Consider the following 25,299-nt stretch of genomic DNA (forward strand, 5'->3'; position numbering starts at 1 on the left):
TCGGAAATGCGCAGAGTGCGCCTCCTCCGACTCCGCGTAAAGCGCAGTGGGGGAGACGCACTCGGATGAATCTGCGTCAGCGAAGAGCCGCGAGCGCGTCGATACGCTTGGCCGCGTCCTCCATGATGTTCTCGATCAGTTCCTTGCAGCTGGGCAGATCGTTGATCATTCCGACAACCTGACCCGAGGCAAGCACGCCGGCTTCCGTATTGCCCTCGACCAGACCGGCCTTGAGCAACATCGGGGTATTCGCCGCCATGATGATTTGCATCAGCGTGCGGTCACCCGAGCGCTTCATCGCGATTCCGTCCTTGGCGAGGGTTGACCACTTCATGCCGGTCATTGCCTTGAACTTCATGGCGTTCTTGGCGGCAGCGATCAAACCGGTTGCGTAGCTGGAACCTTCGAGGCTGTTGACCAGGTCGGTGTTGAGCACACGATGAGGCATGCCGTCGACCTTGCGTGAGACCGTCGTATCCGTCAGTCCACGCTTGAGGTATTCCTGCTTGACGGAGTCCGGCACCGAAGAGTCGCTGGTGAGCAAGAAACGCGTCCCCATGGCGACACCGGCAGCGCCGTACGCCAACGCTGCGGCCAGCCCGCGGCCGTCGAAGAATCCGCCACCGGCGATGACCGGAATATCGACCGCGTCGAGAACCGAGGGGAGAAGCAATGTCGTTGCCACACCGCCGGTGTGACCACCACCTTCGCCGCCCTGGACGATGACGGCGTCCGCGCCCCAAGATGCAACCTTGACCGCATGCTTCGCGGCACCGATCGACGGTACGACGACGATGCCGTGGTCCTTGAGCTTGGCGATCAGTTCCTTCTTGGGAGCCAAGGCAAACGACGCGACCTTGACGCCCTCACGGATCAGCAGGTCCGCGCGCTGCGGCGCGTCGGTGGCGTCGGCACGCATGTTGACACCGAACGGCTTGTCCGTGAGCTGCTTCGTCTTCTTGATCGCGTGCTCGAGCTCGTCGTAGGTCATCGTGGCCGAAGCCAGGATGCCGAGACCGCCCGCGTTGGCCGTCGCCGACGTCAGTGCTGGCCCGGAAACCCAGCCCATGCCTGTCTGCACGATCGGGTACTCGACACCGACCAGTTCGGTCAGTGCTGTCTTCAGAGTGGGGGTCATGCCGAGACCTCACGGTCCCGGAGGTTGCGCGGATCGAGGGTCTCGCGAATGAGGTGGAGCTCTTCGGCGGTGGGGTCACGGGTGATACCGGCCTCGGCGAGTCCGGCTACCTCGAACGAGGTGTTCTCGGCTACCTCTTCGGCGGTGACGCCGGGATGGAGGCTCAACGCGCGGAAGGTGTTTCCCGGTCCACCGAAGTCGAAGACACCGAGGTTGGTGACAACGCGGGGGATGTTCAGGTACTTGTATGCCGGGTTCTCGGGATCGATCTGGTCGTAGCCGACACCGCACACCACGTCGACCTTGTCGACGAACACTCGCTTGGAGTGCTTGGGGACGAAGTAGCTCGTCGCGTGGTTGATGGTGTTGCCCGGGGCGCCGCGCACACCGAACATCTGACGCGTCGGCTGCTGAAGCGGGCCGAAGGCGGAGAGGTTCTGGTTGCCGTGGCGATCGAGCTGATTGGCGCCCATGACTACGTGGCGACGGCCCGAAGCGACGACGTCGAACACCTTACGGAAAGGCATCCATCCTTCGATGGGGCCCTTCGTTCCGACTGCCGGAGTGTCCTCGAGAATGAGGGCTTCACCATCGGTGATCAGCAGGTCGGGTTCGGTGGTGAGTCGAGCCAGGCGAGCGCCGATGGTGGACGACGTCGACATCGGGCTGGCCATGATTTCGCCTGCACCGGAGAAGATTTCAGCGCACGCAAGAACAACGTACTCTGCGCGGGTGACGGTGGATTCGCTCATTTTGCCTGCTCCCCTGCCTTTGATGAATCGGCAAACTTCTTTACTGCGGCTTGGTAGTCCTCTTCGCTGCCGGAGAGGAAGGTGTCGACGAACGTCTGCCACGACTCAGGGGTCTTGGCGGCCTCGGCGTAGTGACGCTGGAACTTCTCGTCGCGGCCGTAGCTTTCGCCGGCCAACGTGAAGTGGGCACCGTTCGGGGCCTCGACGACGGCGTCGACCATCATGCGGTTGAGCAGAAGATTCTGCAGTGGAACGGATTTGACCAGTTCCTCGGTCTCGACAATGCGTTCGACGGAGACGTAACGCTTTTCGGCGGCCATGCAGTACAGGTCGTCGAAGTACGGGTCGACACCGTTGTACGCGGCATTGCCGTGCTTGTCACCGAGATTGAGGTGAACGAACGACGCATCGAGGTTGAGTGCAGGCATCGCGATCAAGGTCTCGGAGCGGCCGTCGGCCTCGGGGTACGGGGAGGTGACGGTCTTGAGTTCGTCGCCCCAGAAGTTGCGAACGTCCGAACCGAGGCCTGCGCGGATCGGGAGGAAGGGGAGGCGAGCGGCAGCGGCTTCGAGGCCGCACTTGACCATTCCCTCGTCCATCTCGCGGACTTCGATCTCACCGGCGGTGCGCGCCTTGGCAAACCACGGATCGTAGAACGGTGCGGAGTCCAGGGACACGAAACCGTAGTACGCCTTCTTGACCTTGCCGGCCGAGCACAGCAGCCCGAGATCCGGTCCGCCGTAAGTGACCACGGTCAGGTCCTTGATGTCCGAACGCAGAATCGCACGCACGAAGGCCATCGGCTTGCGGCGAGATCCCCAGCCGCCCAAGCCGATCGTCATTCCGCTGCGGAGCTCGCCGACTACCTCGTCGAGCGACTTCGTCTTGTCACGCTTGCTAGCCATGTTTGTCTCAGCCTTCCTTCTGGGTTGCGTTCTCGCGCGGCTTGCCGGTGGCGACGAACTCGTCGCGGTGTTCGTCGGACACACCGAGGAGGTTGAGTTCGAAGGTGTAGCCCTGCTCGAGGCGGTAGCTGCCCTTGACGTCGACCGGGTCGATGCCGTTGATGGCTTCCTTGGCGCACCGGATGATGCGGGTGTCCTTCGCGGCGATCTTTGCGGCGATCTCGCGAGCGCACTCGTCGAGCTTCTCGCGCGGGACCACGTCGTAGACGCTGCCGAACTGTTTGAGTGTGTGGGCGTCGACGCTCTGTGCGGTGTAGTACAGCGTGCGCATCATGTGTTGCGGCACCAGCCGTGAGAGGTGCGTGGCAGCGCCGAGTGCACCGCGGTCGACCTCGGGGAGGGAGAAGATCGCGTCGTCGGAAGCGACGATCACGTCCGCGTTGCCGACCAGTCCGATGCCACCGCCGACACAGAATCCGTTGACGGCCACGACGACGGGTACAGCGCAGTCGTAGACGGCTGCGAAGGCCGCGGCGCAACCGCGGTTGGCGGCGACCAGCGCGTCGAATCCCTCGGTCGCCTGCATCTCCTTGATGTCGACGCCGGCGTTGAATCCGCGTCCCTCGGCTCGCAGGATCACCACGTGAGTGTTGAGATCCTTGCCCGCGTCGAGGATGGCGTCGGCAAGCTCGAACCATCCCTTGGACGGGATTGCATTGACCGGCGCGTAGTCGATGGTGACCGTGGTGATGCCGGTTCCGTCGGAGGAGGTGCTGATGCCCATATCGGGATTCCTTACGTCTGTGTACCAAACCAAGCGATTGCTTGGTAAGTTAGCACACAAGCGGAGCCGACAAGCCCGAGCAGAGTGCATTAGGAGACAAATATGAGTGGATTGGTCGACGGACGCGTAGTCATCATCACCGGGGCTGGTCGCGGGATCGGGCGTGCGCATGCATTGGCGTTTGCTGCCGAGGGCGCCAAGGTCGTCGTCAACGACATCGGTGCGGGTGCCGACGGTTCCGTGACCGGTGAGAGTCCGGCCGAGCAGGTTGTCGCGGAGATCATCGCCGCCGGTGGCCAAGCAGTGGTCAACGGAGACGACGTCGCCGACTGGGCGGGCGCCGAGAATCTGATCAAGACCGCGATCGACACCTTCGGTGGCCTGGACGTACTCGTGAACAACGCGGGCTTCCTGCGGGACCGCATGCTGGTCGGCATGAGCGAAGGCGAGTGGGACGCGGTGATTCGCGTGCACCTCAAGGGGCACTTCGCGCCGCTGCGTCACGCTGCTGCCTACTGGCGCGCTGAGGCCAAGGCGGGCAAGACCGTCGACGCACGCATCATCAACACCAGTTCGGGTGCAGGACTGCAAGGTTCGATCGGCCAGGGTAACTACGCTGCGGCGAAGGCCGGTATCGCCGAGATGACCATCCAGGCCGCAGCCGAGCTCAAGAATTACGGCGTCAGTGTCAACGCGATCGCGCCTGCTGCGCGCACGCGCATGACCGTCGGCGCGGGTGGGGCGATGGCCGAGTCGATGGCAGCTCCCGAAGAGGGCTTCGATGCCATGGCGGCCGAGAACATCTCGCCGCTGGTCGTCTGGCTCGGTAGCGCCGAGTCCAAGGACGTCACGGGGCGGGTGTTCGAGGTCGAGGGCGGAAAGATCACCGTCGCGGAGGGCTGGCGTCACGGCCCGAGCGAGGACAAGGGTGACCGTTGGGACCCGAAGGAGATCGGGCCCGTCGTGGCAACGCTGTTGGAGAAGGCGGAGATTCCGACGCCGGTGTACGGAGCGTAGGGCCTCCGGCCCCGTGAGTGGTTAAGGAGTGCAGGGACTCCTTAACCACTCACAGGTGGTGTGCCGGCTACGCAGGCGCCCGAACCACCAACACGGTGCCAGGGAACTCTGCGGCGAGCTCGCGCCGAGAATGCTTCACGCAGGCTGTGCCGTAGCCCTTCTTGCGAGATTCCGGCGCGATCCAGATCGCCACGTTGACCTCTTGGCCGTCGAGTTCGCCGAATACCAGGCCGACGCTCTTCGAGCCGTCACCGGAGACGTCCTCGGCGACGAACCAGGCAGCGGTCTCGTCGTCGATCCGGCCGAGGCCACCGACGCGCTCAGCTTCGATCCGATCCTCGCTCCACGGCTTGCCGTCTTCGCCGAGCTGCTCGCCCGAACGAATCGTGAACAGCGACTTGTCTTCTGCGCTGTCGCTGAACGGACGCAGGGTGAAGTTCTGCCCGCTGCTCGCGGGACGATCGAGCGTCGTCCATTCGAGAGTGGCGTCGAGATTCTCCAGCTCGCCCTGGATGCGATCGCGCGCAGCCTTGGTGAGTGCACTGAACTTGAGGCTCAGAACTGCTTCGGCATTTGCTTCCGACGTGCCGAGGAGTTCCGCGACGGTGGTCAGTGCCTCCTGGTGGTCCTTGCTGTCGACCACTGCGTCCAGCACCTCGTGGCGACGCTCCAGCGCACGCACGAGGGCTGAGGTGATCTCGCGTCGGTCCAGGATTTGATCTTGAATATGCGTCGTCATATATGCGACTCCTTGCTGTGTTCGAGGCTCTGTCGAAACGCCGTGCGGACCGTACGAGTCAATAGTGCTCCAACTCGCTCGTTATGGCACGTGTTCAGCCTCCGGTGCGGCGAACGAGCCTTTCGTAGCGCTGGCGGGCAGCTTGAGTGCTGCCGAGCCCGAGTCCGAAGGCAATATCTTGCCAGGTCATGCCCCGTTCGCGGGCAATTCCGAGGAACAGCGCTTCCAGCTGTTCCATTTCGGCTCGGGCCTTGGGAATCAGAGTCAACGCAGCCATGACATCGGCGTCGTCGACCTCGGGTTCGTTCGCCTGCGGTGTGTCGGTGCCGCCGGCAAGACGAGCCACGACGCGCACCGCGCCGTAGGGCTCGAGCATCTCCGGATGGGATTGCCGCGCGCGCTGGCTTTGGGTCGCGCCGTGGCGCTCGCTGATCCGAAAGAGTCCGGCGTACTCGCGATGTGCGCGTTCGCGGCCGGAATCGATCGGTCTGAACTGGTCATCGGTCATGAACCCAGGCTGGCACGAACCCGGGTCGATGTAAACGTTTTGTTGTAAACAGTTCGTTTATTTCTTCAGCGGCTCGCACACGATGACGGGAATGACCCGGTCGGTCCAGGCCTGATAGTTGTCGAAATCCGGATACATCGCCGTCAACATCGGCCACAGCCGAGCGCGCTCGTCCTCGGTGGAGACGCGGGCTTTCATCGATCGGATCCGAGACTTGATCTGCACCGTCACCACCGGGTCCGCCTTGATGTTGAGGTACCACATCGGGTTCTTCGGAAGACCACCTTGCGACGCCACCAGAATCACGTTCTCGCCGTCCTCGAGGAACAGCAACGGACTGATCCGCTCCTCGCCGGATTTGCGACCGGTGGTGGTGAGCAGGCAGATCGGCAGCCCGCGTGGGAACGCGCTGCCGACCCGCCACTTGCTACCCAGCCGCCCGTCGGTGGCGCGATACATGGCGACGTTTGCCTTCGACATCCACTTGATGATCTTGACCGTCGCCGGAGCGTCGAGTCCCTTGGGTTTAGCTGGGGGAGTAGTCATCTCAGATACGCTCGATGATGGTTCCGGTGGCCAGCGCGCCGCCGGCGCACATCGTGATCAGAGCCGTCGAGCCGTTGCGACGCTCCAATTCGTGCAGTGCGGTGGTGATCAGTCGAGAGCCCGTGCTGCCGACCGGATGGCCGAGAGCGAGCGCGCCGCCGTTGACATTGACGTTGTCGAAGTCGGGTTCGTGAACCTGAGCCCAGGACAGTGCGACGGATGCGAATGCTTCGTTGATCTCGAACAGATCGAGGTCGCCGATCTTCATTCCGCTCTTCTCCAGGACACGGCTGGTTGCCTGCACCGGTCCGTCGAGGTGGAATTCCGGTTCCGAGCCGACCAGCGCCTGGGCGATGATGCGGGCTCGCGGCTTCAACCCGAGTGCGCGGGCCTTGTCCTCGTCCATGAGCAGGACTGCGGCCGCGCCGTCGGAGATCTGGGAAGACGTTCCGGCCGTGTGAATCCCGCCTTCGAGGACGGGCTTCAGTCGGGCTAGGGACTCGGCCGTCGTATCGCGCAGGCCCTGATCGCGATTGACGAGCTTCGTCTCGCCCGTGAGGTTTCCTTCCTTGTCGACCTGGGGCGCCGAAAGTTCGAGAACCTCGCGGTCGAAACGCCCTTCCTCCCAGGCCTGCTTGGCCAGCGCCTGCGAGCGGACACCGAGGGCTTCGATGTCGTCACGGGTCAGTCCGCGTCGACGCGCGATGCGTTCCGCAGCTTCGAACTGGTTGGGCATGTCGATGTCCCACGTCGCCGGCCGACGCGGTCCGGCCTGATCGCCGACGTTTGCGCCGAGGGGAACCTGGCTCATGGCTTCGATGCCGCAGGCGATGCCGGCGTCGATGGCGCCGGTGGCAATCAGTCCGGCGATCAGATGGTTCGCCTGCTGGGCCGAACCACACTGGCAGTCCACGGTGGTTGCGCCGGTCTGCCACGGAAGTCCGGCGTGCAGCCAGGCCGTGCGCGTGATGTTGTTGGACTGAGCGCCGGCCTGGGTGACGCAGCCGCCGATCACCTGCTCGATCAGCAACGGGTCGATTCCCGACCGGTCGAGAACGCCCTTTTGTGCCGCTCCGAGGATCTCGGCGGCGTGCAGACCGGCGAGCCAACCTCCGCGCTTGCCGATCGGTGTACGGACAGCCTCGACGATTACTGGTGTGCCCACAGCGGGCTCCTTTCCTTGTAATGAAAAAGTAGAACAGGTTCTCTGCGGGAAGCAAGACCTGTCGACGTTTCCTTTCCTAGTAAGCAGGCTTGTGTTTCAATGAGAGTAGAACGTGTTACACATCACGGATCCCCATCACCCCTGTGATGAAAAGGCTTAGGGCAGGAGACATCAGTGGCACAGCCCGCATTCCCCGAGGGAATCGACTTCACGGACCCCGACATCTACGCGGAACGCATGCCGTTCGAGGAGTTCGCCGAACTCCGGAAGACGGCCCCCGTGTGGTGGAATCCGCAGCCCCCGGAAATCGGTGGATTCCAGGACGAGGGCTTCTGGGTGGTCACCCGTCATGAAGAGGTCAAGGAGGTCTCGCAGCGAAGCGACATCTTCTCGACCCACGAGAACACTGCGATTCCTCGCTTCGCCGACGACATCCCGCGCGAGAACGTCGAGATGCAGCGATTCATCCTCATCAACAAGGACGCTCCGGAGCACACCAAGCTTCGCAAGCTGGTTTCGCGTGGATTCACCCCGCGAGCCATCAACAGCCTGCGCGAAGAACTGACCGAGCGCGCCGAAAAGATCGTCAAGACTGCGGCTGCCGGTGGTGCCGGAGACTTCGTGGTTCAGGTCGCGTCCGAACTTCCGCTGCAGGCAATCGCCGAGCTTCTCGGTGTGCCGCAGGAAGATCGAATGAAGCTCTTCGACTGGTCCAACCAGATGACGTCCTACGACGATCCTGAGTTCGACATCGACCCGCAGGCAGCGTCTATGGAGATTCTGGGATACGCGTACCAGATGGCGGATCAGCGCAAGAAGTGTCCCGCCGATGACATCGTCACCAAGCTCATCGAAGCTGACATCGACGGAAATGAGCTCTCCCCAGAGGAATTCGGCTTCTTCGTGATTCTGCTTGCGGTCGCGGGTAACGAGACCACTCGCAATGCCATCACACACGGCATGGTTGCCTTCCTCGACAATCCCGACCAGTGGGAGCTGTACAAGAAGGAACGCCCGAAGACTGCGGCCGACGAGATCGTTCGTTGGGCCACCCCGGTGACCTCTTTCCAGCGCACCGCGCTCGAGGACACCGAACTCGGGGGACAGAAGATCAAGAAGGGCGATCGCGTTGTGATGATGTACGCGTCGGCCAACTTCGACGAAGACGTCTTCGAGAATCCCACGAAGTTCGACATCATGCGTGACCCCAATCCGCACCTCGGATTCGGCGGCACAGGTGCGCACTTCTGCATCGGCGCCAACTTGGCTCGTCTCGAAATCGATCTGATCTTCAACGCGATCGCCGATCACCTACCCGACATCACCAGGCTCGGCGATCCCCGTCGCCTGCGCTCGGGCTGGCTCAACGGCATCAAAGAGTTTCAGGTTGATTACAAGACATCGGGCTGCCCGGTCAAACACTGATCCGGACATATACTGACCTGGTAACCGGCGAGTAGGTTCTGTGTAGGTTTTCGGGAGTTGCCTCTGCACTCTCGAACACGCAGAACTACAGTAGACGTTCCGGGGGGCCACTAGTTGGCAACCTGGAACTGCGGCGGCGTCTGCGGGATCCCTCATCTCCCGTAGGCGCCGCCGTTTGTAGTTCAATCTCTAATTCAGCCGCCGTATGGCTTGGTGATCGCTTCCAGGAAATGTCCCGACGGGTCGAGGAAGTAGACCCCACGCCCACCGTCGTTGGTGTTGAATCCGGTACTCGACTGGCGCGGATCGGCCCAGTGATCAAGTTTCAACGCCTGTATCCGCTGGTAGATGCCGTCGAAGTCATCTTCGGAGACGAGGAAAGCGTAGTGCTGAGACGCAACCTCGGCGCCCTCTTCCACCTGTGCGAAGTCCAGTGTCACGCCGTGCTCGAGTTCGACGCCGAGAAAGTAGCCGGCTTCGACCGGGCCTGGCAGACCGAACATGTGAGTGAAGAACCACGCAGACTCTTGGCGGTCTTTTGCGGCGATGATGGTGTGATTGAACGAAATGGTCATGAGTGACCCCTTGCAGTACGATGCCTCCATGCCTGACGCAGTCCGTCATCGACACGCGACGTTGGGAACCAGGAAACCATTTCGAGGTTCTCGGTGCAAGTACGACAGGCTGATTCGAATACGACGAGAGCGGCCCCGGTCGATGACCGGGGCCGCTCTCGTACTGTGGGTTCTCAGGCTTTGCGTGCCGTCTTCATCGCACGGTCCACTTCCCAGAATGCTCGAAGCGACGCGATCTTGCCTGCGTTGTTCACGCGATAGACGAACACGCCCTCGGCGTCGATGATCGAGCCGCCGATGGTGGTCCGGATCTTGCCGATGTTGACGTTCTCGTTGCCGCACACCAGTGAATCGTCGATCAGAAACTCGAGCTTGTCCGCGGTCGCGATCGTCATGTCGTAGAACTTGGAGATCGCTTCGCGTCCGTGATGGCCTTTGCCTTCGGGATCGAATCCCGACGGCCCGACCGGATCCTCCACCCAACCGTCCTCGGCGAAGAGGTCCAGCCAGGCTTCCTTGTTCTTGCCACTCGCTGCGGCGCGCGAAGCGTTACCCGCGACGCGGGCGGGGTGTTCGTCAGTCATCGCGACTCCTCAGTTGATGTACTGCTCGGCGAACTTGCGCATCGAATCCTGCTTTGCCTCCAGCGGGGCATCGAAGCCGATTCCGTCGAAAACCCAAGGTACGGTGATGATGTCCGTGACGCCGGCATCTTCGAGTTCTGCGTAACCGTCCTTGCCGAAACGGTCGATGCACACCGTCTGGATTTCGAACGGCTCGTTCTCGCGGCCGTACTCGGCGCGCAGTTCGCGTAGTCGTGCGATCACACCCACCAGATCGTCGAACTTGATCATCGCCGAGGTCCAACCGTCGCCGACTCGCGCAGCACGCTTGAGTGCCACCTCGGTGTGGCCGCCGACGTAGAACGGAACCGGCTTGGTGGGAGCTGGACTCATCTGCAGGCGATCGAAATCGAAGAACTCGCCGTGATACTCGACCATCCCGCCGCCGAGAATAAGTTTGAGAACGTCGATCATCTCGTCCACTCGGGCGCCGCGACGCTTGTACGGAGCGCCGCACCACTCGAACTCTTCGGGAGCCCAACCGATTCCGACGCCGAAGCCGAAACGGTTGTTCGTCAATGCCGCTACAGATCCGACCTGCCGCGCGAGCAGGACCGGATTGCGGCTACCCAGCTTGAGCACCTGGGTGTAGAACTCGATCTTCTCGGTCACCGCGCCCATTGCAGCTGCGGCGATCAGCGGATCGACCCAGGGGGTCTCGGCATTCCACATCCGAGACCCGTCCGGGGTGTATGGGTAATCCGCCGCCTGCGTTTCCATGAAGAACAGTGAATCGGGGAGAGCGATCGACGAAAAGCCGCATTCTTCGGCCGTTTTGGCGATACCGGCTAACTGGTCCAAGGGGTTCATGGCAACCCCGACGGTGTACTTCATCTTCGGCCTCTTCCTGATCGGCGTGTGTGCTGCTGTTACGTGGTGGGACGTTCGGAGCCGACGACCCACATCGAGAAGTACTGCGAGCCACCGCCGTAGGCATGGCCGAGAGCCTTGCGCGCGTCGGCCACCTGGTGATCGCCGGCGCGGTGCATGACCTGCATCGCCGACTCGGCAAAACGGATCATGCCCGAGGCGCCGATCGGGTTGGAAGAGAGAACACCGCCCGAGGCATTGACCGGGAGCTTGCCGCCGATCGCGGTTTCGCCGGCCTCGGTCAGCTTCCATCCCTGGCCTTCCTCCGCGAAACCGAGGTTCTCGAGCCACATCGGCTCGAACCACGAGAACGGGACATAGATTTCGGCGCAGTCGATTTCGTTGAGCGGATCGGTGATTCCCGCGGACTTCCACAGCGCGGCCGCGGCGTCACGGCCGGCCTGCGGATTGACCTGATCGCGTCCGGCATAGAAGGTCGGCTCGGTGCGCATCGCCGTCGCGTGGATCCACGCGACCGAACGACCCTCGGCCTCGACCTGTGCGGCCGCTTCCTCGTTGCCGATCACCAGAGCGCACGCGCCGTCCGAGGACGGGCAGGTCTCGTCGTAGCGGATCGGATCCCAGAGCATCTGAGATGCCTGCACCGATTCGAAGGTGATGTCCGGCTGCCGCAGGTGCGCATACGGATTGAGGCTGCCGTTGAGCCGATCTTTCACCGCGACGAGGTAGCCGATGTGCTCCGGTGCGCCCGATCGACGAATGTACGAACGGACGTGCGGGGCGAAGTATCCACCGGCGCCGGCGCCGACAGGCATGTTGAACGGTACCGGTGTGGACAGCGCCCACATGGCGTTCGACTCGGACTGCTTCTCCCAGGAAACCGTCAGAACCCGCTTGTGGACACCGGATTTGACCAGGCTGGAGGCGACGATAGCCGTCGAACCACCCACCGAGCCGGCAGTGTGAACACGCAGCAACGGCTTTCCGTTGGCGCCAAGAGCATCCGACATGGCGAGTTCGGGCATCATCGAACCCTCGAACAGGTCGGGGGCCTTTCCGATGACGACGGCGTCGATGTCGTCCCAGCCGACGTTGGCGTCGAGCATCGCGGCGTCGATGGCTTCACGAACCAAGCCCGCCATCGAGACATCATGACGCTTTGCGACGTAGTGAGTTTGGCCGGTGCCGAGCACGGCCGCGAGTTGAGGCGTTCCGGCCATCAGTTCCGTCCCTCCAAGACTGCTACCAGGTTCTGCTGCAGCACAGGGCCGCTTGTTGCATGGGCCAGAGCGCGATTCGCCTGACCGTCGAAGATTGCCTTGGCGGCGTGGCCGATTCGTTCCAGACCACCGGCGAACAGTGGGTTGCCGCTGAGCGGACCGCCGGACGGATTGATCGTGGTGGCGTCGGTCAGGCCGATCGCTTCCTTCAAGATCAATTCCTGGTGAGTGAACGGTGCGTGCAGTTCGGCGACGTCGATGTTGCCGACCTCGCCGCCTGTTGCCGCCTTGGCTGCCGACGTAGTGGACGGTGAGGTGGTCAGGTCACGTGCACCCAGGTTGGGGGAGTCGATGCGATGCTCGAGTCCGGTGATCCACGCCGGCCGATCGCAGAGATCGCGGGCGCGATTGCCCGAGGCCAGGACGATTGCTGCCGCACCATCGGTGATGGGCGCACAATCGTGTGCGCGCAACGGATCTGCGAGGAACGGGCTGGCGAGTAGTGCCTCGATGTCGACCTCGCCCGCGAGCTGAGCCTTCGGATTACTCAGCGCGTGACGACGGCTGCGAGCGGCAACCTCCGCCATGTCCTCTTGCGTCCACTTACCCGCGTCGAGTCCGAGTCGGGCTTGAAGTCCGGCGATCGAGACGGAGTCCGGCCACAGCGGAGTGACGAGGTACGGATCGAGCTGCATGGACAGGATCTTGCGCAGGTGCCCGGCGGAGGATTTGCCGAAGCCGTACACCAGCGCGGTCTCGACCTCGCCGGTCAAGATCTTGATCCACGCTTCGTAGAAGGCCCACGCAGCATCCATCTCGACGTGAGATTCGTTGATCGGCGGGACCGCTCCGATGGAGTCGATGGCCGAGATGAAGGAGAACGCTCGACCGGCCAGGTAATCGGAAGATCCGGAGCACCAGAAGCCGATGTCGGACTTGGTGATTCCCAGATCGCTGTAGAGCTGCTGGAAGCACGGGACGAGCATCTCGACGCCGTTGGTGGTGCCGTTGGTTTCGCGGACGTGGGGTGCCTGAGCAAAGCCCACGACTGCGATGTCTGCAGAAGTCATTTCAGGAGCCTCACAGGTGGTGTTGGAAGGTGGAGTACTCGGCGTCGGGTTCACCTGTCGGCCGGAAGTATTCGATGTTCTCGAGGGTGTAACCCCACTCTTCGCGAGGCTTCCACTTGGCTTCGACGCGCATGCCCATGCGTACGTCCGCGGCATCACATTCGAGGATCAAGTGCAGGAACGGAATGTCAGCCCCGTCGAGAAGCACGTAGGCGGCCACGTAGGGCGGTTTGATTCGCTGCCCGAGGAACGGGACGTTGACGATGCAGAAGGTGGTGACAATTCCCTTGTCGGGCAGTTCGATCTGCTCGCTCGTCGGCTTCCCGTTGGTGGGATTCGCGCCGCGCGGTGGGATGTAGATCTTGTCTTCGGGTCCGCTGCGACCACCGATCAGCTTGCCTTCTGCGAGACCACGGAGGTAGAAGCTCTCCTCGGCCGAAGCGGAATGCATGAAGTGCAGGTCGACAGGCGTCGTGATCATGGTGACAGGATCGGCGGTGGAATCGACTGTCGCGATTCCATTTTCGCTCTCACCTGGTTCGAAGCACTCGATGTCCTTGATCTGCCCGATCCGCTCCGACGCCCAGCGAGCACGAACCCGCAGGCCGGTGCTGATGTCGTCGGGGGAGTCGACGTCGACCGCGTGGAGCATGGACGTGTCCGCGCCGTCGAGCTTGATCAGGGCCCACGCGAAAGGCTTCGTCAGGGGTTGACCCTCGATGGGTTCGGGCATCCACGTCCAACTCACGACCGTTCCGCCGTCGGAGACTCCGACGAAGTCGGTCAGTGGTTCGGCCGTATCCGGATCGAATTCCGGTGGCGGCACGAAGACACGACCGTTCGACCCACGTGCGCCGATCACCTTGCGATCACGCAGGGCAGTCACGAACGCGCCGATGGTCGGTCCCGTCGATCTGGTGTAGTCGAAATGGAGATTCAATGGTGCGCTCAGGGGCTTGTCGGCCACCCCGCTCTTTCCGATGGTCACAAGATCGAGTAGAACAGGTTCTAGAGATTGTGGCAAGAGTCACTTCTGATCACCGGCAATGTGGAGGCCTGCGATGAAGCTTGGGTTGCAACTCGGATACTGGGGCGCACAGCCGCCGGCAAACGCCCCGGAACTGATCGAGGCCGCGGAAGGCGCGGGATTCGACGCGGTCTTCGCCGCGGAGTCGTGGGGCTCGGACGCCTTCACCCCGCTCGCCTGGTGGGGATCTCGGACCGAGAACGTCCGTCTCGGCACCTCCGTCGTACAGATTTCGGCGCGAACACCGACCAGCTGTGCCATGCACGCGCTCACTCTCGATCACCTCAACGGTGGGCGAACGATCCTCGGGCTCGGCGTATCCGGACCGCAGGTCGTCGAAGGTTGGTACGGCCAGCCATTCGAGAAGCCGCTCGCGCGCACCCGCGAATACGTCTCGATCGTGCGCCAGGTCCTCGCCCGTGAAGCGCCCGTCACCAGCCCCGGCCCCCACTACCCTCTGCCGTATGCGGGACCGGGCAGTTCGGGACTTGGCAAGCCGCTCAAGCCCATTACGCACCCGCTGCGTGCGGACATCCCGATCTGGCTCGGCGCCGAAGGGCCGAAGAACGTCGCGCTCGCCGGTGAAATCGCCGACGGGTGGCTGGCGATCTACTACACCCCGCGCCTGGCGCCGATGTACAACAAGTGGCTCGACGAAGGCTTCGCTCGCGCCGGGGCCCGTCGTAGCCGCGAAGACTTCGAGGTGGCCGCCACGTGCCAGGTCATCGTGACCGACGATCGTGCCGCGGCCATCGCCGCTCTCAAGCCGATGACCGCCCTCTACGTCGGCGGAATGGGCGCCCCGGAGTTGAACTTTCACGCACAGGTCTACAAGCGGATGGGCTACGAGAAGGAGGTCGACGAGATCGGTCGCCTCTTCATGTCGGGTCGCAAGGACGAAGCTGCTGCCGTCGTCCCCGACGAGATGGTCACCGAGACCATGATCATCGGCAACGTCGACGAGGTGCGCGCGGACGTGAAGCGTTGGGAGGAAGCCGGAGTCACGATGTTGTTGGTGACCTGCCGCGACGCCGACCATGTGCGAGAGCTCGCGGCCGCGGTGGGTGGTTGAGCGGGGCACCCCCCTTTTTTTCGAGCGGGACCCCCCTTTTTTCCGAGCGAACGGCACGTTCAGCGCATCTGAGGCGCTCAACGTGCCTTTCGCTCGCCGAAAGTTATCCACAGGGCCGCCAAAACCCCAGGTCGCCGCCGGGGCCCGCGCTGCTACTCGAGTCATGCTGCAACCATGCGGCGTGGAATGTGGGGCGATGATCTGGACGCGATCTACCGCGTCAGTCGAAGCGGAGTGATCCGAACGGCCGAGTTGGCGCGATTGGGCGTCTCAAACTCCGCCGTGCACACCCGGTGTCGAGCGGGCGGACCCTGGCAGCGCATATTGCCAGGAGTGATCCTGCTCCGAAATGGTCAACCGACGCCACGTCAACGATCGATCGCTGCGCTCATGTTGAGCGGTGACGAGTCGCTGCTGACGGGGCGATCTGCCATGTCGGAGTACGGATATCGGACGCACGCCGGGGATGTGCAGGTGCTCATCCCCATCGACCGTCGAGTTCAATCAGTTGGATTTGTCACGGTAGAGCGCACTATTCGACTGCCTGAGCCGGAGATTCGCAACGGTCTGCGCTGTGCGCCGCTGCCGCGGGCACTACTCGACGCTGCGAGGCGGTGCAAGGCCCTCGATCCCACACGGGCACTCATTGCCGAGGTCGTTCAGCGTGGCGACGTCTCGGTGCGCGAACTTGCGAAGGAACTCGAGGCGGGTAGCAGTCGGGGTTCCGCGCTACCTCGGGTCGTGTTGCGCGAAGTGAACGCGAACGTCCACTCGGTTCCGGAGGTTCACGCGCGAAAACTGTGGCAGCGGAGCGGGCTGCCGGAAATGTTGTTCAACCATGAGATCCGGGATGCCGACGGAGACTTCATCGCAATTCCGGACGGATGGATCGATTCGGTTGCCTTCGCGTGGGACATCGACTCCTTGGAATGGCATGCCGCGCCGACGGACTACAAGCGCACGGTGGAACGTCGGACGCGTATGCAGAATGCGGGAATCATCGTGTTGCCGACGGTGCCCAGTGCACTGCGAACGGACCCTGATCGTGTGATCGAGGACCTGCGTGCGCACTACAGATTGGCGCAGTCACGTCCCCGGCCACAGGTGTTCGCGAGGTCGAGGTGGGTGAAATTGGACGAAACAGGCTGAGCGAAAGTGCCTTTCGGCGCACTGAAGGCGCCGAAAGGTACGTTCGCTCGAAAAGGGGGTGGGTGGGACCGAGAGCGGACGGGAAAGGGGGGTGGCTCAGACAGGGGTGGGTCAGGCAACCCTGACTCAGACACCCTTGAACTGGGGCGCCCGCTTCTCACCGAAGGCTCGCGGGCCCTCCTTGGCGTCCGCGCTCATGAACACCTTCATGCCCAGCTGCGCGTCGATCTGGAAGGCCTCTTCCTCGTGCATACCCTCGGTGTCGCGGATGGTCTTGAGAATCGCCTGCACGGCGAGGGGGCCGTTTGCACTGATCAGGTCCGCGAGCTCCAGCGCCTTGTCGAGGGCCTGACCGTCCGGGACGACGTGGCCGATGAGCCCGATCTCCTTGGCCTCCGGAGCCTTGATGTGACGACCGGTGAGCAGGATGTCGGCTGCGATCGTGTACGGAATCTGTCGAACGAGGCGCACCGCGGAACCGCCGAGCGGGAAGAGCCCCCACTTGGCTTCGGAGACGCCGAACTTGGCGCTCTCGCCCGCGACGCGGATGTCGGTGCCCTGCAGGATTTCGGTTCCGCCGGCGATGGCTGCACCCTCGACCGCAGCGATCAGCGGCTTGGTCAACCGGCGACCCTTGAGTAGACCTTCGATCTTGGACATGTCGACGCCGCCGCCCGCGAAGGAATCTCCCGGAGGCTTGGCGGACATGTTCTTGAGGTCGGCGCCGGCGCAGAAGTCGCCGCCGGCTCCGGTGAGGATCGCGACGCGGATATCGGGGTCGTTGTCGACCTGATCCCAGGCGTCGACCATGATCGCCATCATTTCGCCGGTGATGGCGTTCTTACGCTCGGGGCGATTCATGGTCACGATGAGAACGTGGCCGCGCTTCTCCACGAGGCAATGCGGCGCGGTTTCCGAAATGTCTGATTTTTCGGTCGTCGAAGTGGACACTGATGGCTCCTGGCGGGTCTGTGAGCTGGCTCTCAAATTGGGTCTTGCCAGAAACGGTAACACGTTCTACTTTGAACTCGTGGCCCTTAACATCGCAGACTTCGTAGAGCACGCAATCGACCTCGTTCCGGACCGCGTTGCGCTGGTCTCGGACAACCGCGAGATGACTTATGCGCAGTTGGAGGACCGAGCAAACCGCCTCGGTCACTACCTGCGTGAACATGGCGTTCAACCGGGTGACAAGGTCGGCATCTACTGCCGGAACGTCATCGAGGCGATCGAGGCCATGGTCGCCGTTTTCAAAATCCGGGCCGTGATGGTCAACATCAACTACCGGTACGTCGAGAACGAGTTGCAGTACATCTTCGACAACTCCGACATGGTTGCGCTCATTCACGAGCGCCGCTACTCGGACAAGGTCGCGAACGTCTTGCCGAACACTCCCAAGGTCAAGTCCGTCATCGTGGTCGAGGACGGCACCGATCTGGACTTCAGTGCTTTCGGCATCGGCTACGAGGACGCACTCGCGCAGAGTTCGGCTGAGCGTGATTTCGAAGAGCGCAGCAACGACGACATCTTCATGCTCTACACCGGCGGCACCACCGGAAGTCCCAAGGGCGTCATGTGGCGCCACGAGGACTGGTGGCGTGTTCTCGGCGGCGGCATCAACTTCGTCACCGGAGTTCCGGTCGAGGACGAGTACGAGATGGCGAAGGTCGGCGCAGCCAACCCGAGCATGATCCGCTACCCGATTCCCCCGATGATTCACGGTGGTTCGCAGTCTGCGGTGTTCCACAGCCTCTTCGGCGGCGGAACCTGTTTGATGCACCCGGAATTCGACGCCCACGAGGTGTGGCAGAACATCGACAAGCACAAGGTCAACCTGATCTTCATCACGGGTGACGCGATGGGCCGTCCGATGCTCGACGCACTGATCGCCGGCAATCCGAAGACGGGTGAGCCGTACGATCTTTCGACGCTCTACGTGATGGCCAGCAGTGCTGCGCTCTTCTCGCCGAGCATCCAGGAGCAGTTCCTCGAACTGTTGCCCAACCGCCTGCTGACCGACTCCATCGGAGCATCCGAGACCGGCTTCGGCGGACTGGCCGTGCTGAGCAAGGGTCAGAAGCATACTGGCGGTCCGACGGTCAAGATCGACGCCTCCACAACGGTTCTCGACGACGACGGCAACGAGGTCGAACCCGGATCGGGCAAGCGCGGCATGCTCGCGCGCAAGGGCAACATCCCGCTCGGCTACTACAAGGACGAGGTCAAGACGGCCGAAACCTTCCGCACCATCAATGGCGTTCGCTACTCGATCCCCGGCGACTACGCTCACGTCGAAGCCGACGGCACGGTCACGATGCTCGGCCGCGGTTCGGTGTCCATCAACAGCGGCGGCGAGAAGGTTTACCCGGAAGAGGTCGAGGGCGCGTTGAAGGCGCACCCGGACATCTTCGACGTGCTGGTGGTCGGTATCCCCGACGAGCGCTTCGGTCAGCGGGTTGCCGCAGTGGTTCAGGTACGTGAAGGCACGTCGCCGACGTTGCACGACATCGCCACCGCAGCGCGCAAAGAGATTGCCGGATACAAGGTTCCGCGCAGTGTGTGGTTCGTCGACCAGATCAAGCGCAATCCGGCCGGCAAGCCCGACTACCGCTGGGCGAAGGCCGAAACGGAATCGCGCGAGGCCGATGATCACAACGGAAACGGCGCTCCTGTGTCGTCCGCAAACGAAAGCGTGGAAGCCTGATGCGTTCGGATCTCGCCGACAAGTTCGGCATCGAATACCCGATCTTCGGATTCACTCCTTCCGAGCACGTCGCGGCCGCCATCAGTCGCGCGGGTGGTCTCGGTGTGCTCGGTTGTGTCCGGTTCAACGACCCGGAAGAACTCGAAGCCGCACTGACGTGGATGGACGAGAACACAGACGGTAAGCCGTACGGCGTCGACATCGTCATGCCGGCCAAGGTGCCGACAGAGGGCGGCGCCGTCGATCTCGACAAGCTGATTCCGGAGGAGCACCGCGCCTTCGTCAACCGCACGCTCGACGAGCTCGGTGTGCCGCCGCTTTCCGACGACGTCGAGCATGCGACCGGCGTACTGGGATGGCTTCACTCGGTGGCGCGGTCTCACGTCGATGTTGCTCTGGGACACCGGATCGCGTTGATTGCGAATGCACTGGGATCGCCGCCGAAGGACGTCATCGATCAGGCGCACGAGAAAGGCGTTCCGGTAGCAGCACTGGCCGGCGCAGTCGAGCATGCACGTCGTCATGTCGAGAATGGTGTCGACATCGTGATCGCGCAGGGCTACGAGGCCGGCGGTCACACCGGCGAAATTGCGTCGATGGTTCTCGTTCCGGAAATTGTTGATGCGCTGGGCGATTCAGCTGCCGTACTGGCCGCCGGCGGTATCGGCAGCGGCCGTCAGGTGGCTGCTGCACTTGCACTCGGTGCGTCCGGAGTGTGGATGGGCTCGTACTGGCTCACCACATCCGAATACAAACTCGGCAGTGCGTCGGGCGAGGGCCCGTCCGCTATTCAGCGTGCACTGTTGGGCGCGACGTCGGCCGACACCGTACGTTCGCGCATCTACTCGGGTAAGCCCGCTCGGTTGCTCAAGACCAAGTGGACGGAAGCCTGGTCGAACCCGGGAGCACCGGCGCCCTTGCCGATGCCGCTGCAGAACCTACTGGTCAGCGACGCTCATCAGAGAATCGCTGCATCGGAGAACCCGGAAGTTGTGGCAATGCCCGTCGGTCAGATCGTGGGACGGATGAACGAGATCCGACCGGTCGCTGAGGTCATGGCAGAGCTGGTGTCGGGGTTCGAGGACGCGCGAACCCGACTGGATTCGATGAAGTAGTAGATGACACGTACGTATGCCCTCGGCCGAGTTTCGGCCGAGGGCATACGTACGTGTCAGCCGGCGAGGTCGTCCGGTCCGACGCTGTCCGACAACCATTCTCCGCGGCTGAGGGCGCCGTCGTCGCGGCGACGTGCGATCACGAAAATGACCAGGGCGGCAGCGAGGACAACTGCGAGAACGCGCGAAGGCGTCAGGTTCGGGTTCTTCATACCCGTAATTTTGCCGGAAGAACGGGCGCGATGGTGAGACAGCGGAGCAAAATCACGCGTTTCGAAACTACTGCGCTTCGGAAGCATGAAGGCCGGCGATCCGCTCGCGCAGGCCACCGAAGTGCACATCGAGAGTGTGCGCCGCCTCGACGGCATCACCCGTACGGATCGCGTCGAGAATCGCACGATGCTTCGACGCGATGTCGATCAGTGGTGTGTCCGAATGCCCGATAGCCTGCTGGATCTCGCTGTACACCTGCCAGAAGACGTCCATCAACTGAGCGAGGACCTGGTTGTCGAGCGGGGAGTACAGGCGGGAATGGAAGGTCGCGTCGATGTCGGAGAAGTTCTTCCCGGCGGCGGCACGGACCTCCATGCCGGTGACGAGTTCGTCGAGGTCGGCGTGGTCGGCCGACGTCATCTCGGCCATCGCCGCACCGATCAGTCCGGTCTCGAGTGCCTGACGAATATCGACCAGTTCCATCGCCTCGTGCCCGGTGCCCTGCAACGACAACCGGCCACGGAAGGTCAAGCCGTCGGCGAGAGCGTCGAAGTTGCTCGGGGCGACGAACATTCCGAAGCCGTGACGGATCTCGACGACGCCCAAGGCCTGCAGAACCTTGAGTGCCTCGCGGAGCGTGTTCCGGCCGATTCCCAACTCTTCGGACAGTTCGGCCTCAGTGGGCATCGGGTCGCCAGGGGAGAGTCTGCGTTCGAGGATCAAGTTCATGATGTCCGTCTGAAGTGCGCGCATGCGGTTTTGCGCGCTGAAACGAGCGCCCTGTGTGCCACTCCGGACAGACATCGATTCCCCTTTTCTGATACGAACGTCCTTCATCCTATGTCCGGTCATCCGCTCCATTGGTCAACCCACGTCAACGGTGCGTTGCAGGAGACTGGGCGCCGCGCCCAGCAGTTTGGCCGTGTACGCATCCGACGGGTTGTCGAATACTTCCTGGGCCGTTCCCTGCTCGACGATCCGCCCGGCGTTCATGACGACGATCGTGTCGGAGACATACCGCACCGTCTGGATGTCGTGCGAGATGAACACCATGCCGAGCCCCAACCGAGCCTTGATGTCGCTGAGCAGGTTCAGGATCTGCGCTCGCACCGAGACATCGAGAGCCGACGTCGGTTCGTCGGCCACGATGACGTCAGGCTCGAGCGCGAGCGCACGCGCGATCGCGACACGTTGACGCTGACCGCCGGAGATCTGGCTCGGGATGACTTCGAGCGCAGATTGGGGGAGTCCGACCAAACCGACCAGCTCGCGAACTCGGGCGGTTCGGCCCGCGCGGTTGCCGATGCCGTGGACGTCGAGCGGATCGGTGAGGATGTCGGCCACCGTCATTCGCGGATTGAGCGCGGTAGCCGGGTCCTGGAAGACGATCGAGATCGCCCGCCCGAACTCCTTGCGCACGCCCGCCGACCGGGTCAGAGCGCTTCGGCCGCGAAATACCACGTCGCCCGACGTCGGTTTCTGCAATCCGACCATGACTTTGGCCAGAGTGGACTTGCCGCAACCCGACTCGCCCACGATGCCGATCGTCGCCCCTCGTCGTACGGCGATACTGACATCGTTGACCGCGTGAACCGTGCCGGGTTTGAACAGTGATCCCGAACGGGTCTTGTGGACGACGTGAATGTTCTTCAGTTCCAGGATGGGTGCTTCAGCTGTAGTCATCGCACGCTCTCCAATTCCGATTCTGCGTGTGCGGGAGTCGCGGACTGGTTCGCGAAGAAATGCTCGGTCTCGCCGATCCGAACCATCTCGGGCTTTCGGTTTGGATCGGAATCCGGACGCAGGGAACGTTCGGCAAAACGGTCACCGGCGGCGAAGCTGCCTGGCGACGGTACGGTTCCCTGGATCTGGTGGAGCCGCGGAGCCTCGTCCTCGATGGAGAGAACGGCGCCGAGGAGGCCCTGAGTGTATTCGTGACGCGGATCGACGAGTAGATCGCTGGTGGGCGCAGACTCGACGACCTGACCGGCGTACATCACCGTGATCTTGTGAGCGAGTGAAGCAACGAGTGCAAGATCGTGGCTCACGAAAACCATGGCAAAGCCGAGCTTTTCCCGAAGATCGTTGAGCAAGTCCACGACCTGGGCCTGGACGGTGACGTCGAGAGCGGTGGTGGGCTCGTCCGCGACGATCAACCGCGGACTGCGGGTGAGCGACATGGCGATCAGAACGCGCTGACGCTGACCACCGGAAAGCTCGTGTGGGTAGCTGGAGAGAGTGCGCACCGGATCGAGTCCGACGAGTTCGAGCAGTTCCTCGGCTGTGCGGGTACCGCCGCGCTTGGTGAGCTGCTTGAACTGCGCGCGGATCAGCATCGCCGGATTCAGAGAACTCAGCGCATCCTGGTAGATCATCGCCATGTCGTGCCCGCGCAGCTTGTTTCGCTCCCGGTTGTTCAGCTCGAGGACGTTGACTCCGTCGAACAGGATCTCGCCGGTCACCACCGCCGTCTTGGGCAGTAGACCCATGATCGCCAGCGAAGTGAGCGACTTTCCGCAACCGGACTCGCCGACCAGTGCCATCGTCTCGTTCGGGCGGACGGTGAAGCTCACGTTGTCGACGATCGCCGTGTCTCCGTAGCGTTCGGGGAACCGGATCGTGAGATTGCGGACCTCGAGGAGGGGCGCTGCATCGCCCTCGTACACAAGACGATCGGACCGAGACCGCTCGGTTTCCGCCAGGATCTTCAGGTGAGTTTCGAGAGGAGTCGGCTCGGCCGCCGGCTTCAGGACATCTTTCACGACGCTCGGGTCGGCGAAGTCGTCGATCAACTCCGGAGTGTTGGCGACCGATGCGGCTTCGTCCTCCAGAATGAGCTCGTTGGAGGTCTCCTCCGCTGCGGCAGTCTGCGCTGCTTCCAGTGCGGAGGGCGTCTTCTTGGTTTTCTTCAGACTCGGATCTGCCATCGCGTCGGTCAGGCCCTCGGCGAGCACGTTGAGGGAGAGCACCGTCAGAAGAATCAGCAGACCGGGGAACACCGTTGCCCACCAACCACCGAGAAGGACCATGTTCTTGCCGTCGGCGATCACCGATCCCCACGACGGATCCGGGGGACGGACACCTGCTCCGATGAACGACAGGCTGGCTTCCAGCACGATGGCGTCGGCGACCATGACAGTGCAGAAGACGAGAACGGGCGCAGCACAGTTGGCTACGACGTGCTTGACGACGATGTGTGAAGTTCTTGCGCCGATGACCTTTTCGGCCGCGACGTAGTCCTCACCGTACTGAGCGAGAACGTTCGCGCGAACGACGCGGGCGACCATCGGTGTGTAGAGGAACGCGATGGTGACGATCAGAACCGGAATCGAACCACCGAAGGCTGCGACGAGCACGGCAGCGAGCGCGATGCCCGGGAACGCCATGACCACGTCGAGCACTCGCATGATGGTCTCGTCGACGCCTTTTCGGCTCGTTGCGGCGACCGACCCGATGAGAGCACCGGCGCACAATGCAAGGAAGGTGGACCCGAGACCGATGGTCAACGACCAGCGTCCGCCGTAGAGCAAGCGGCTGAACAGATCTCGGCCGAGACTGTCCTGACCGAACCAGTGCTCGGCGCTGGGGCCCGCGGTACCGACCGCCTGTTCGAGTGGGGTGTACTGCGTGATCAGCGGCGCGAAGAGGCAGGCGAGCACGATGATCGCGAGAACCGCCATCGACAGCCAGGCCGAGAGGGGGAAGCGAGAAAAGGTGATACCGGGTCGCGAAAGCTTCTCGGTGAGTTTTCTTCTCATCATGCTGCGCTCCGAAGTCGTGGATTGACGAGCAGGTAGAGGATGTCGACGGCGAGGTTGACGACGACGAAGCCGACCGCGATCACGATGACAACACCCTGAACGACTGCGGGGTCACCGTTGGTGACGCCGTTGATCATGAGCTGACCCATTCCGGGAAGACCGAAGATCTGCTCGATGACCACGGCGCCGCCGAGTAGGTAACCGACACGCAGGCCCAGAACGGTGAGCGGGTTGATCAGCGCGTTACGCAACACATTCCGTCCGATCACCACGTGATAGGGCAGGCCGCTGCCGATCGCGGTACGGACGTAGTCCTTGTCCAACTCCTCGACCATGGACGTGCGGATGATTCGCGTCAGTTGTGCCGCGACGGGCAGTGACAGAGACAGTGCTGGGAGCGCCATGTACCAGAGCCAGTCGCCGACGGAGTCGCTCGGATTGACGTAGCCACCGGTAGGGAACCATCCGAGTTGGACAGCAAGGTACTGAATCATCAGCAGTGCCAACCAGAATGACGGTGCTGCCACACCGCCGAGGGAGATCACTCGGATGACCTGATCCGGCCAACGATCGCGGAACAGTGCGCTGGTGACACCGAAGATCAGCGAGAGCACGATGGCGATCACCAGTCCGAGAACCGTGAGCTGAATGGTCAGTGGCAGAGCGGTGGAGATCGAATCCAACACCGGGGTACCGGAAATCAGACTGTCACCCATATTGCCGCTGACCAGATCGGTCACGAAGTGAACGTATTGCAGCGGAAGCGGATCGAGCAGTCCGTTCTCTTCCTTGAACTGCTGCAACTGTTCCGCAGTCGGGTTGCCGCCGTTGAACGCCGCCGTTGCGGGATCGGTGGGCGCGAACTGCATCACGATGAAGACGAACGCGATGATGCCGAGGATCAGGGGGATCAGTATCAGTAATCGCCTGATCAGCATGGGGAGGACTCTTGCCATCGGG

26 protein-coding genes are annotated in these 25,299 nt (G+C 62.7%); 6 read left to right on the forward strand and 20 right to left on the reverse strand.

The genetic code is table 11. The features are described 5' to 3' along the window. Positions 1–76: 76 nt before the first annotated feature. Genes GJB56_RS26785 through echA20 form a run of 4 tightly spaced genes read right to left on the reverse strand, consistent with a single transcriptional unit; the run spans position 77 to position 3,579 of the window. Entirely contained in the window at positions 77–1,138 is a 1,062-nt protein-coding gene (locus tag GJB56_RS26785) for an NAD(P)H-dependent flavin oxidoreductase (protein ID WP_080908950.1), read from the reverse strand. After that, entirely contained in the window at positions 1,135–1,890 is a 756-nt protein-coding gene (locus GJB56_RS26790; protein ID WP_019746968.1) for a CoA-transferase subunit beta, read from the reverse strand. Before GJB56_RS26790 ends, GJB56_RS26785 begins: the two co-directional genes overlap by 4 nt. Further along, positions 1,887–2,795 carry a cholesterol ring-cleaving hydrolase subunit IpdA gene (gene ipdA / locus GJB56_RS26795; RefSeq protein WP_019746969.1) on the reverse strand — a complete coding sequence of 303 codons (909 nt, stop codon included), beginning with the start codon at positions 2,793–2,795 and terminating at the stop codon, positions 1,887–1,889. Before ipdA ends, GJB56_RS26790 begins: the two co-directional genes overlap by 4 nt. Positions 2,796–2,802: 7 nt before the next feature. Then, on the reverse strand, positions 2,803–3,579 hold the full coding sequence (gene echA20 / locus GJB56_RS26800; RefSeq protein ID WP_003945611.1) for a (7aS)-7a-methyl-1,5-dioxo-2,3,5,6,7,7a-hexahydro-1H-indene-carboxyl-CoA hydrolase: 777 nt from the start codon (positions 3,577–3,579) through the stop codon (positions 2,803–2,805). A gap of 102 nt (positions 3,580–3,681) precedes the next feature. Here echA20 and GJB56_RS26805 point away from each other — a divergent pair, with 102 nt between their 5' ends. Continuing rightward, positions 3,682–4,596: an SDR family oxidoreductase gene (locus tag GJB56_RS26805; protein WP_113682149.1), complete on the forward strand. Its 915-nt coding sequence runs from the start codon at positions 3,682–3,684 to the stop codon at positions 4,594–4,596. A gap of 67 nt (positions 4,597–4,663) precedes the next feature. On the opposite strand, the gene GJB56_RS26810 is transcribed toward GJB56_RS26805, so the two are convergent. The 4 genes from GJB56_RS26810 to GJB56_RS26825 form a co-directional block, all read right to left on the reverse strand. Then, positions 4,664–5,335 (reverse strand): GNAT family N-acetyltransferase, encoded by a 672-nt coding sequence (locus GJB56_RS26810; RefSeq protein WP_019746972.1) that lies wholly within the window; start codon positions 5,333–5,335, stop codon positions 4,664–4,666. A gap of 94 nt (positions 5,336–5,429) precedes the next feature. Further along, positions 5,430–5,843, reverse strand: coding sequence for a hypothetical protein (locus GJB56_RS26815; RefSeq protein ID WP_019746973.1), 414 nt, complete (start codon positions 5,841–5,843; stop codon positions 5,430–5,432). A gap of 57 nt (positions 5,844–5,900) precedes the next feature. After that, a complete protein-coding gene (locus GJB56_RS26820) occupies positions 5,901–6,389 on the reverse strand; it encodes a nitroreductase family deazaflavin-dependent oxidoreductase (RefSeq protein ID WP_030534715.1) in 489 nt (162 codons plus the stop codon). A 1-nt stretch (position 6,390) separates the two neighbouring features. Beyond that, a complete protein-coding gene (locus GJB56_RS26825; RefSeq protein WP_019746975.1) occupies positions 6,391–7,554 on the reverse strand; it encodes a steroid 3-ketoacyl-CoA thiolase in 1,164 nt (387 codons plus the stop codon). A gap of 174 nt (positions 7,555–7,728) precedes the next feature. Between GJB56_RS26825 and GJB56_RS26830 the strand changes: the two genes are divergently transcribed. Continuing rightward, positions 7,729–8,979, forward strand: a complete 1,251-nt coding sequence (locus GJB56_RS26830) for a cytochrome P450 (RefSeq protein WP_003945573.1) — start codon at positions 7,729–7,731, stop codon at positions 8,977–8,979. Between the two features lie 194 nt (positions 8,980–9,173). Here GJB56_RS26830 and GJB56_RS26835 read toward each other — a convergent pair whose 3' ends face one another. From GJB56_RS26835 to GJB56_RS26860, 6 genes are all read right to left on the reverse strand, one after another. Continuing rightward, positions 9,174–9,554, reverse strand: a complete 381-nt coding sequence (locus tag GJB56_RS26835) for a VOC family protein (protein ID WP_020906296.1) — start codon at positions 9,552–9,554, stop codon at positions 9,174–9,176. A 173-nt stretch (positions 9,555–9,727) separates the two neighbouring features. Further along, entirely contained in the window at positions 9,728–10,138 is a 411-nt protein-coding gene (locus GJB56_RS26840) for a nuclear transport factor 2 family protein (protein ID WP_070385850.1), read from the reverse strand. Between the two features lie 9 nt (positions 10,139–10,147). Beyond that, entirely contained in the window at positions 10,148–11,011 is an 864-nt protein-coding gene (locus GJB56_RS26845) for a TIGR03619 family F420-dependent LLM class oxidoreductase (RefSeq protein WP_019746978.1), read from the reverse strand. A 35-nt stretch (positions 11,012–11,046) separates the two neighbouring features. After that, on the reverse strand, positions 11,047–12,228 hold the full coding sequence (locus tag GJB56_RS26850) for a thiolase domain-containing protein (protein ID WP_003945946.1): 1,182 nt from the start codon (positions 12,226–12,228) through the stop codon (positions 11,047–11,049). Next, positions 12,228–13,298 carry a thiolase domain-containing protein gene (locus tag GJB56_RS26855; protein WP_047889541.1) on the reverse strand — a complete coding sequence of 357 codons (1,071 nt, stop codon included), beginning with the start codon at positions 13,296–13,298 and terminating at the stop codon, positions 12,228–12,230. The genes GJB56_RS26850 and GJB56_RS26855 overlap by 1 nt, the downstream gene beginning before the upstream one ends. Before the next feature lie 10 nt (positions 13,299–13,308). Beyond that, positions 13,309–14,286 (reverse strand): Zn-ribbon domain-containing OB-fold protein, encoded by a 978-nt coding sequence (locus GJB56_RS26860; protein ID WP_021342921.1) that lies wholly within the window; start codon positions 14,284–14,286, stop codon positions 13,309–13,311. 73 nt (positions 14,287–14,359) lie between these two features. Here GJB56_RS26860 and GJB56_RS26865 point away from each other — a divergent pair, with 73 nt between their 5' ends. Both GJB56_RS26865 and GJB56_RS26870 read left to right on the forward strand, forming a co-directional pair. Beyond that, positions 14,360–15,397: an LLM class F420-dependent oxidoreductase gene (locus GJB56_RS26865; protein ID WP_019746980.1), complete on the forward strand. Its 1,038-nt coding sequence runs from the start codon at positions 14,360–14,362 to the stop codon at positions 15,395–15,397. Between the two features lie 174 nt (positions 15,398–15,571). Further along, on the forward strand, positions 15,572–16,546 hold the full coding sequence (locus tag GJB56_RS26870; RefSeq protein ID WP_031332859.1) for a hypothetical protein: 975 nt from the start codon (positions 15,572–15,574) through the stop codon (positions 16,544–16,546). 126 nt (positions 16,547–16,672) lie between these two features. Here GJB56_RS26870 and GJB56_RS26875 read toward each other — a convergent pair whose 3' ends face one another. Next, positions 16,673–17,497 (reverse strand): crotonase/enoyl-CoA hydratase family protein, encoded by an 825-nt coding sequence (locus GJB56_RS26875; protein ID WP_047889270.1) that lies wholly within the window; start codon positions 17,495–17,497, stop codon positions 16,673–16,675. Positions 17,498–17,576: 79 nt separating this feature from the next. On the opposite strand from GJB56_RS26875, the gene GJB56_RS26880 reads away from it, so the two are divergent. Together GJB56_RS26880 and GJB56_RS26885 are read left to right on the forward strand one after the other, a co-directional pair. Then, entirely contained in the window at positions 17,577–19,250 is a 1,674-nt protein-coding gene (locus GJB56_RS26880; RefSeq protein WP_113682423.1) for an acyl-CoA synthetase, read from the forward strand. Continuing rightward, the gene (locus tag GJB56_RS26885) at positions 19,250–20,365 is read left to right on the forward strand and encodes an NAD(P)H-dependent flavin oxidoreductase (protein ID WP_003945863.1); all 1,116 of its coding nucleotides are present in this window, start codon (positions 19,250–19,252) and stop codon (positions 20,363–20,365) included. The genes GJB56_RS26880 and GJB56_RS26885 overlap by 1 nt, the downstream gene beginning before the upstream one ends. 56 nt (positions 20,366–20,421) lie before the next feature. Here GJB56_RS26885 and GJB56_RS31465 read toward each other — a convergent pair whose 3' ends face one another. The 5 genes from GJB56_RS31465 to GJB56_RS26905 all read right to left on the reverse strand — a co-directional run bounded on the left by GJB56_RS31465 (position 20,422) and on the right by GJB56_RS26905 (position 25,295). Continuing rightward, a complete protein-coding gene (locus tag GJB56_RS31465; protein ID WP_019746984.1) occupies positions 20,422–20,577 on the reverse strand; it encodes a hypothetical protein in 156 nt (51 codons plus the stop codon). Positions 20,578–20,644: 67 nt separating this feature from the next. Continuing rightward, on the reverse strand, positions 20,645–21,382 hold the full coding sequence (locus GJB56_RS26890) for a FadR/GntR family transcriptional regulator (protein ID WP_024487763.1): 738 nt from the start codon (positions 21,380–21,382) through the stop codon (positions 20,645–20,647). A gap of 60 nt (positions 21,383–21,442) precedes the next feature. After that, the gene (locus tag GJB56_RS26895) at positions 21,443–22,261 is read right to left on the reverse strand and encodes an ABC transporter ATP-binding protein (RefSeq protein WP_060938397.1); all 819 of its coding nucleotides are present in this window, start codon (positions 22,259–22,261) and stop codon (positions 21,443–21,445) included. Further along, entirely contained in the window at positions 22,258–24,336 is a 2,079-nt protein-coding gene (locus tag GJB56_RS26900; protein WP_051636449.1) for a dipeptide/oligopeptide/nickel ABC transporter permease/ATP-binding protein, read from the reverse strand. The genes GJB56_RS26895 and GJB56_RS26900 overlap by 4 nt, the downstream gene beginning before the upstream one ends. Beyond that, positions 24,336–25,295 (reverse strand): ABC transporter permease, encoded by a 960-nt coding sequence (locus GJB56_RS26905; protein WP_029254514.1) that lies wholly within the window; start codon positions 25,293–25,295, stop codon positions 24,336–24,338. Before GJB56_RS26905 ends, GJB56_RS26900 begins: the two co-directional genes overlap by 1 nt. Positions 25,296–25,299 lie beyond the last annotated feature (4 nt).

It is taken from the genome of Rhodococcus sp. AQ5-07 (genome assembly GCF_009707305.1).
Lineage (GTDB): Bacteria > Actinomycetota > Actinomycetes > Mycobacteriales > Mycobacteriaceae > Rhodococcus_F > Rhodococcus_F erythropolis.

Excerpts from the sequence above, each read along its gene's own strand:
- GJB56_RS26895 (WP_060938397.1), bottom strand. The coding sequence starts at position 22,261 with ATGACTACAGCTGAAGCACCCATCCTGGAACTGAAGAACATTCACGTC.
- echA20 (WP_003945611.1), bottom strand. The coding sequence starts at position 3,579 with ATGGGCATCAGCACCTCCTCCGACGGAACCGGCATCACCACGGTCACC.
- GJB56_RS26790 (WP_019746968.1), bottom strand. The coding sequence starts at position 1,890 with ATGAGCGAATCCACCGTCACCCGCGCAGAGTACGTTGTTCTTGCGTGC.
- GJB56_RS26900 (WP_051636449.1), bottom strand. The coding sequence starts at position 24,336 with ATGAGAAGAAAACTCACCGAGAAGCTTTCGCGACCCGGTATCACCTTT.
- GJB56_RS26870 (WP_031332859.1), top strand. The coding sequence starts at position 15,572 with ATGCGGCGTGGAATGTGGGGCGATGATCTGGACGCGATCTACCGCGTC.
- GJB56_RS26785 (WP_080908950.1), bottom strand. The coding sequence starts at position 1,138 with ATGACCCCCACTCTGAAGACAGCACTGACCGAACTGGTCGGTGTCGAG.
- GJB56_RS26815 (WP_019746973.1), bottom strand. The coding sequence starts at position 5,843 with ATGACCGATGACCAGTTCAGACCGATCGATTCCGGCCGCGAACGCGCA.
- GJB56_RS26855 (WP_047889541.1), bottom strand. The coding sequence starts at position 13,298 with ATGACTTCTGCAGACATCGCAGTCGTGGGCTTTGCTCAGGCACCCCAC.
- ipdA (WP_019746969.1), bottom strand. The coding sequence starts at position 2,795 with ATGGCTAGCAAGCGTGACAAGACGAAGTCGCTCGACGAGGTAGTCGGC.
- GJB56_RS26810 (WP_019746972.1), bottom strand. The coding sequence starts at position 5,335 with ATGACGACGCATATTCAAGATCAAATCCTGGACCGACGCGAGATCACC.
- GJB56_RS31465 (WP_019746984.1), bottom strand. The coding sequence starts at position 20,577 with ATGAAGAACCCGAACCTGACGCCTTCGCGCGTTCTCGCAGTTGTCCTC.
- GJB56_RS26890 (WP_024487763.1), bottom strand. The coding sequence starts at position 21,382 with ATGTCTGTCCGGAGTGGCACACAGGGCGCTCGTTTCAGCGCGCAAAAC.
- GJB56_RS26885 (WP_003945863.1), top strand. The coding sequence starts at position 19,250 with ATGCGTTCGGATCTCGCCGACAAGTTCGGCATCGAATACCCGATCTTC.
- GJB56_RS26840 (WP_070385850.1), bottom strand. The coding sequence starts at position 10,138 with ATGACTGACGAACACCCCGCCCGCGTCGCGGGTAACGCTTCGCGCGCC.
- GJB56_RS26820 (WP_030534715.1), bottom strand. The coding sequence starts at position 6,389 with ATGACTACTCCCCCAGCTAAACCCAAGGGACTCGACGCTCCGGCGACG.
- GJB56_RS26905 (WP_029254514.1), bottom strand. The coding sequence starts at position 25,295 with ATGGCAAGAGTCCTCCCCATGCTGATCAGGCGATTACTGATACTGATC.
- GJB56_RS26835 (WP_020906296.1), bottom strand. The coding sequence starts at position 9,554 with ATGACCATTTCGTTCAATCACACCATCATCGCCGCAAAAGACCGCCAA.
- GJB56_RS26865 (WP_019746980.1), top strand. The coding sequence starts at position 14,360 with ATGAAGCTTGGGTTGCAACTCGGATACTGGGGCGCACAGCCGCCGGCA.
- GJB56_RS26845 (WP_019746978.1), bottom strand. The coding sequence starts at position 11,011 with ATGAAGTACACCGTCGGGGTTGCCATGAACCCCTTGGACCAGTTAGCC.
- GJB56_RS26805 (WP_113682149.1), top strand. The coding sequence starts at position 3,682 with ATGAGTGGATTGGTCGACGGACGCGTAGTCATCATCACCGGGGCTGGT.
- GJB56_RS26850 (WP_003945946.1), bottom strand. The coding sequence starts at position 12,228 with ATGGCCGGAACGCCTCAACTCGCGGCCGTGCTCGGCACCGGCCAAACT.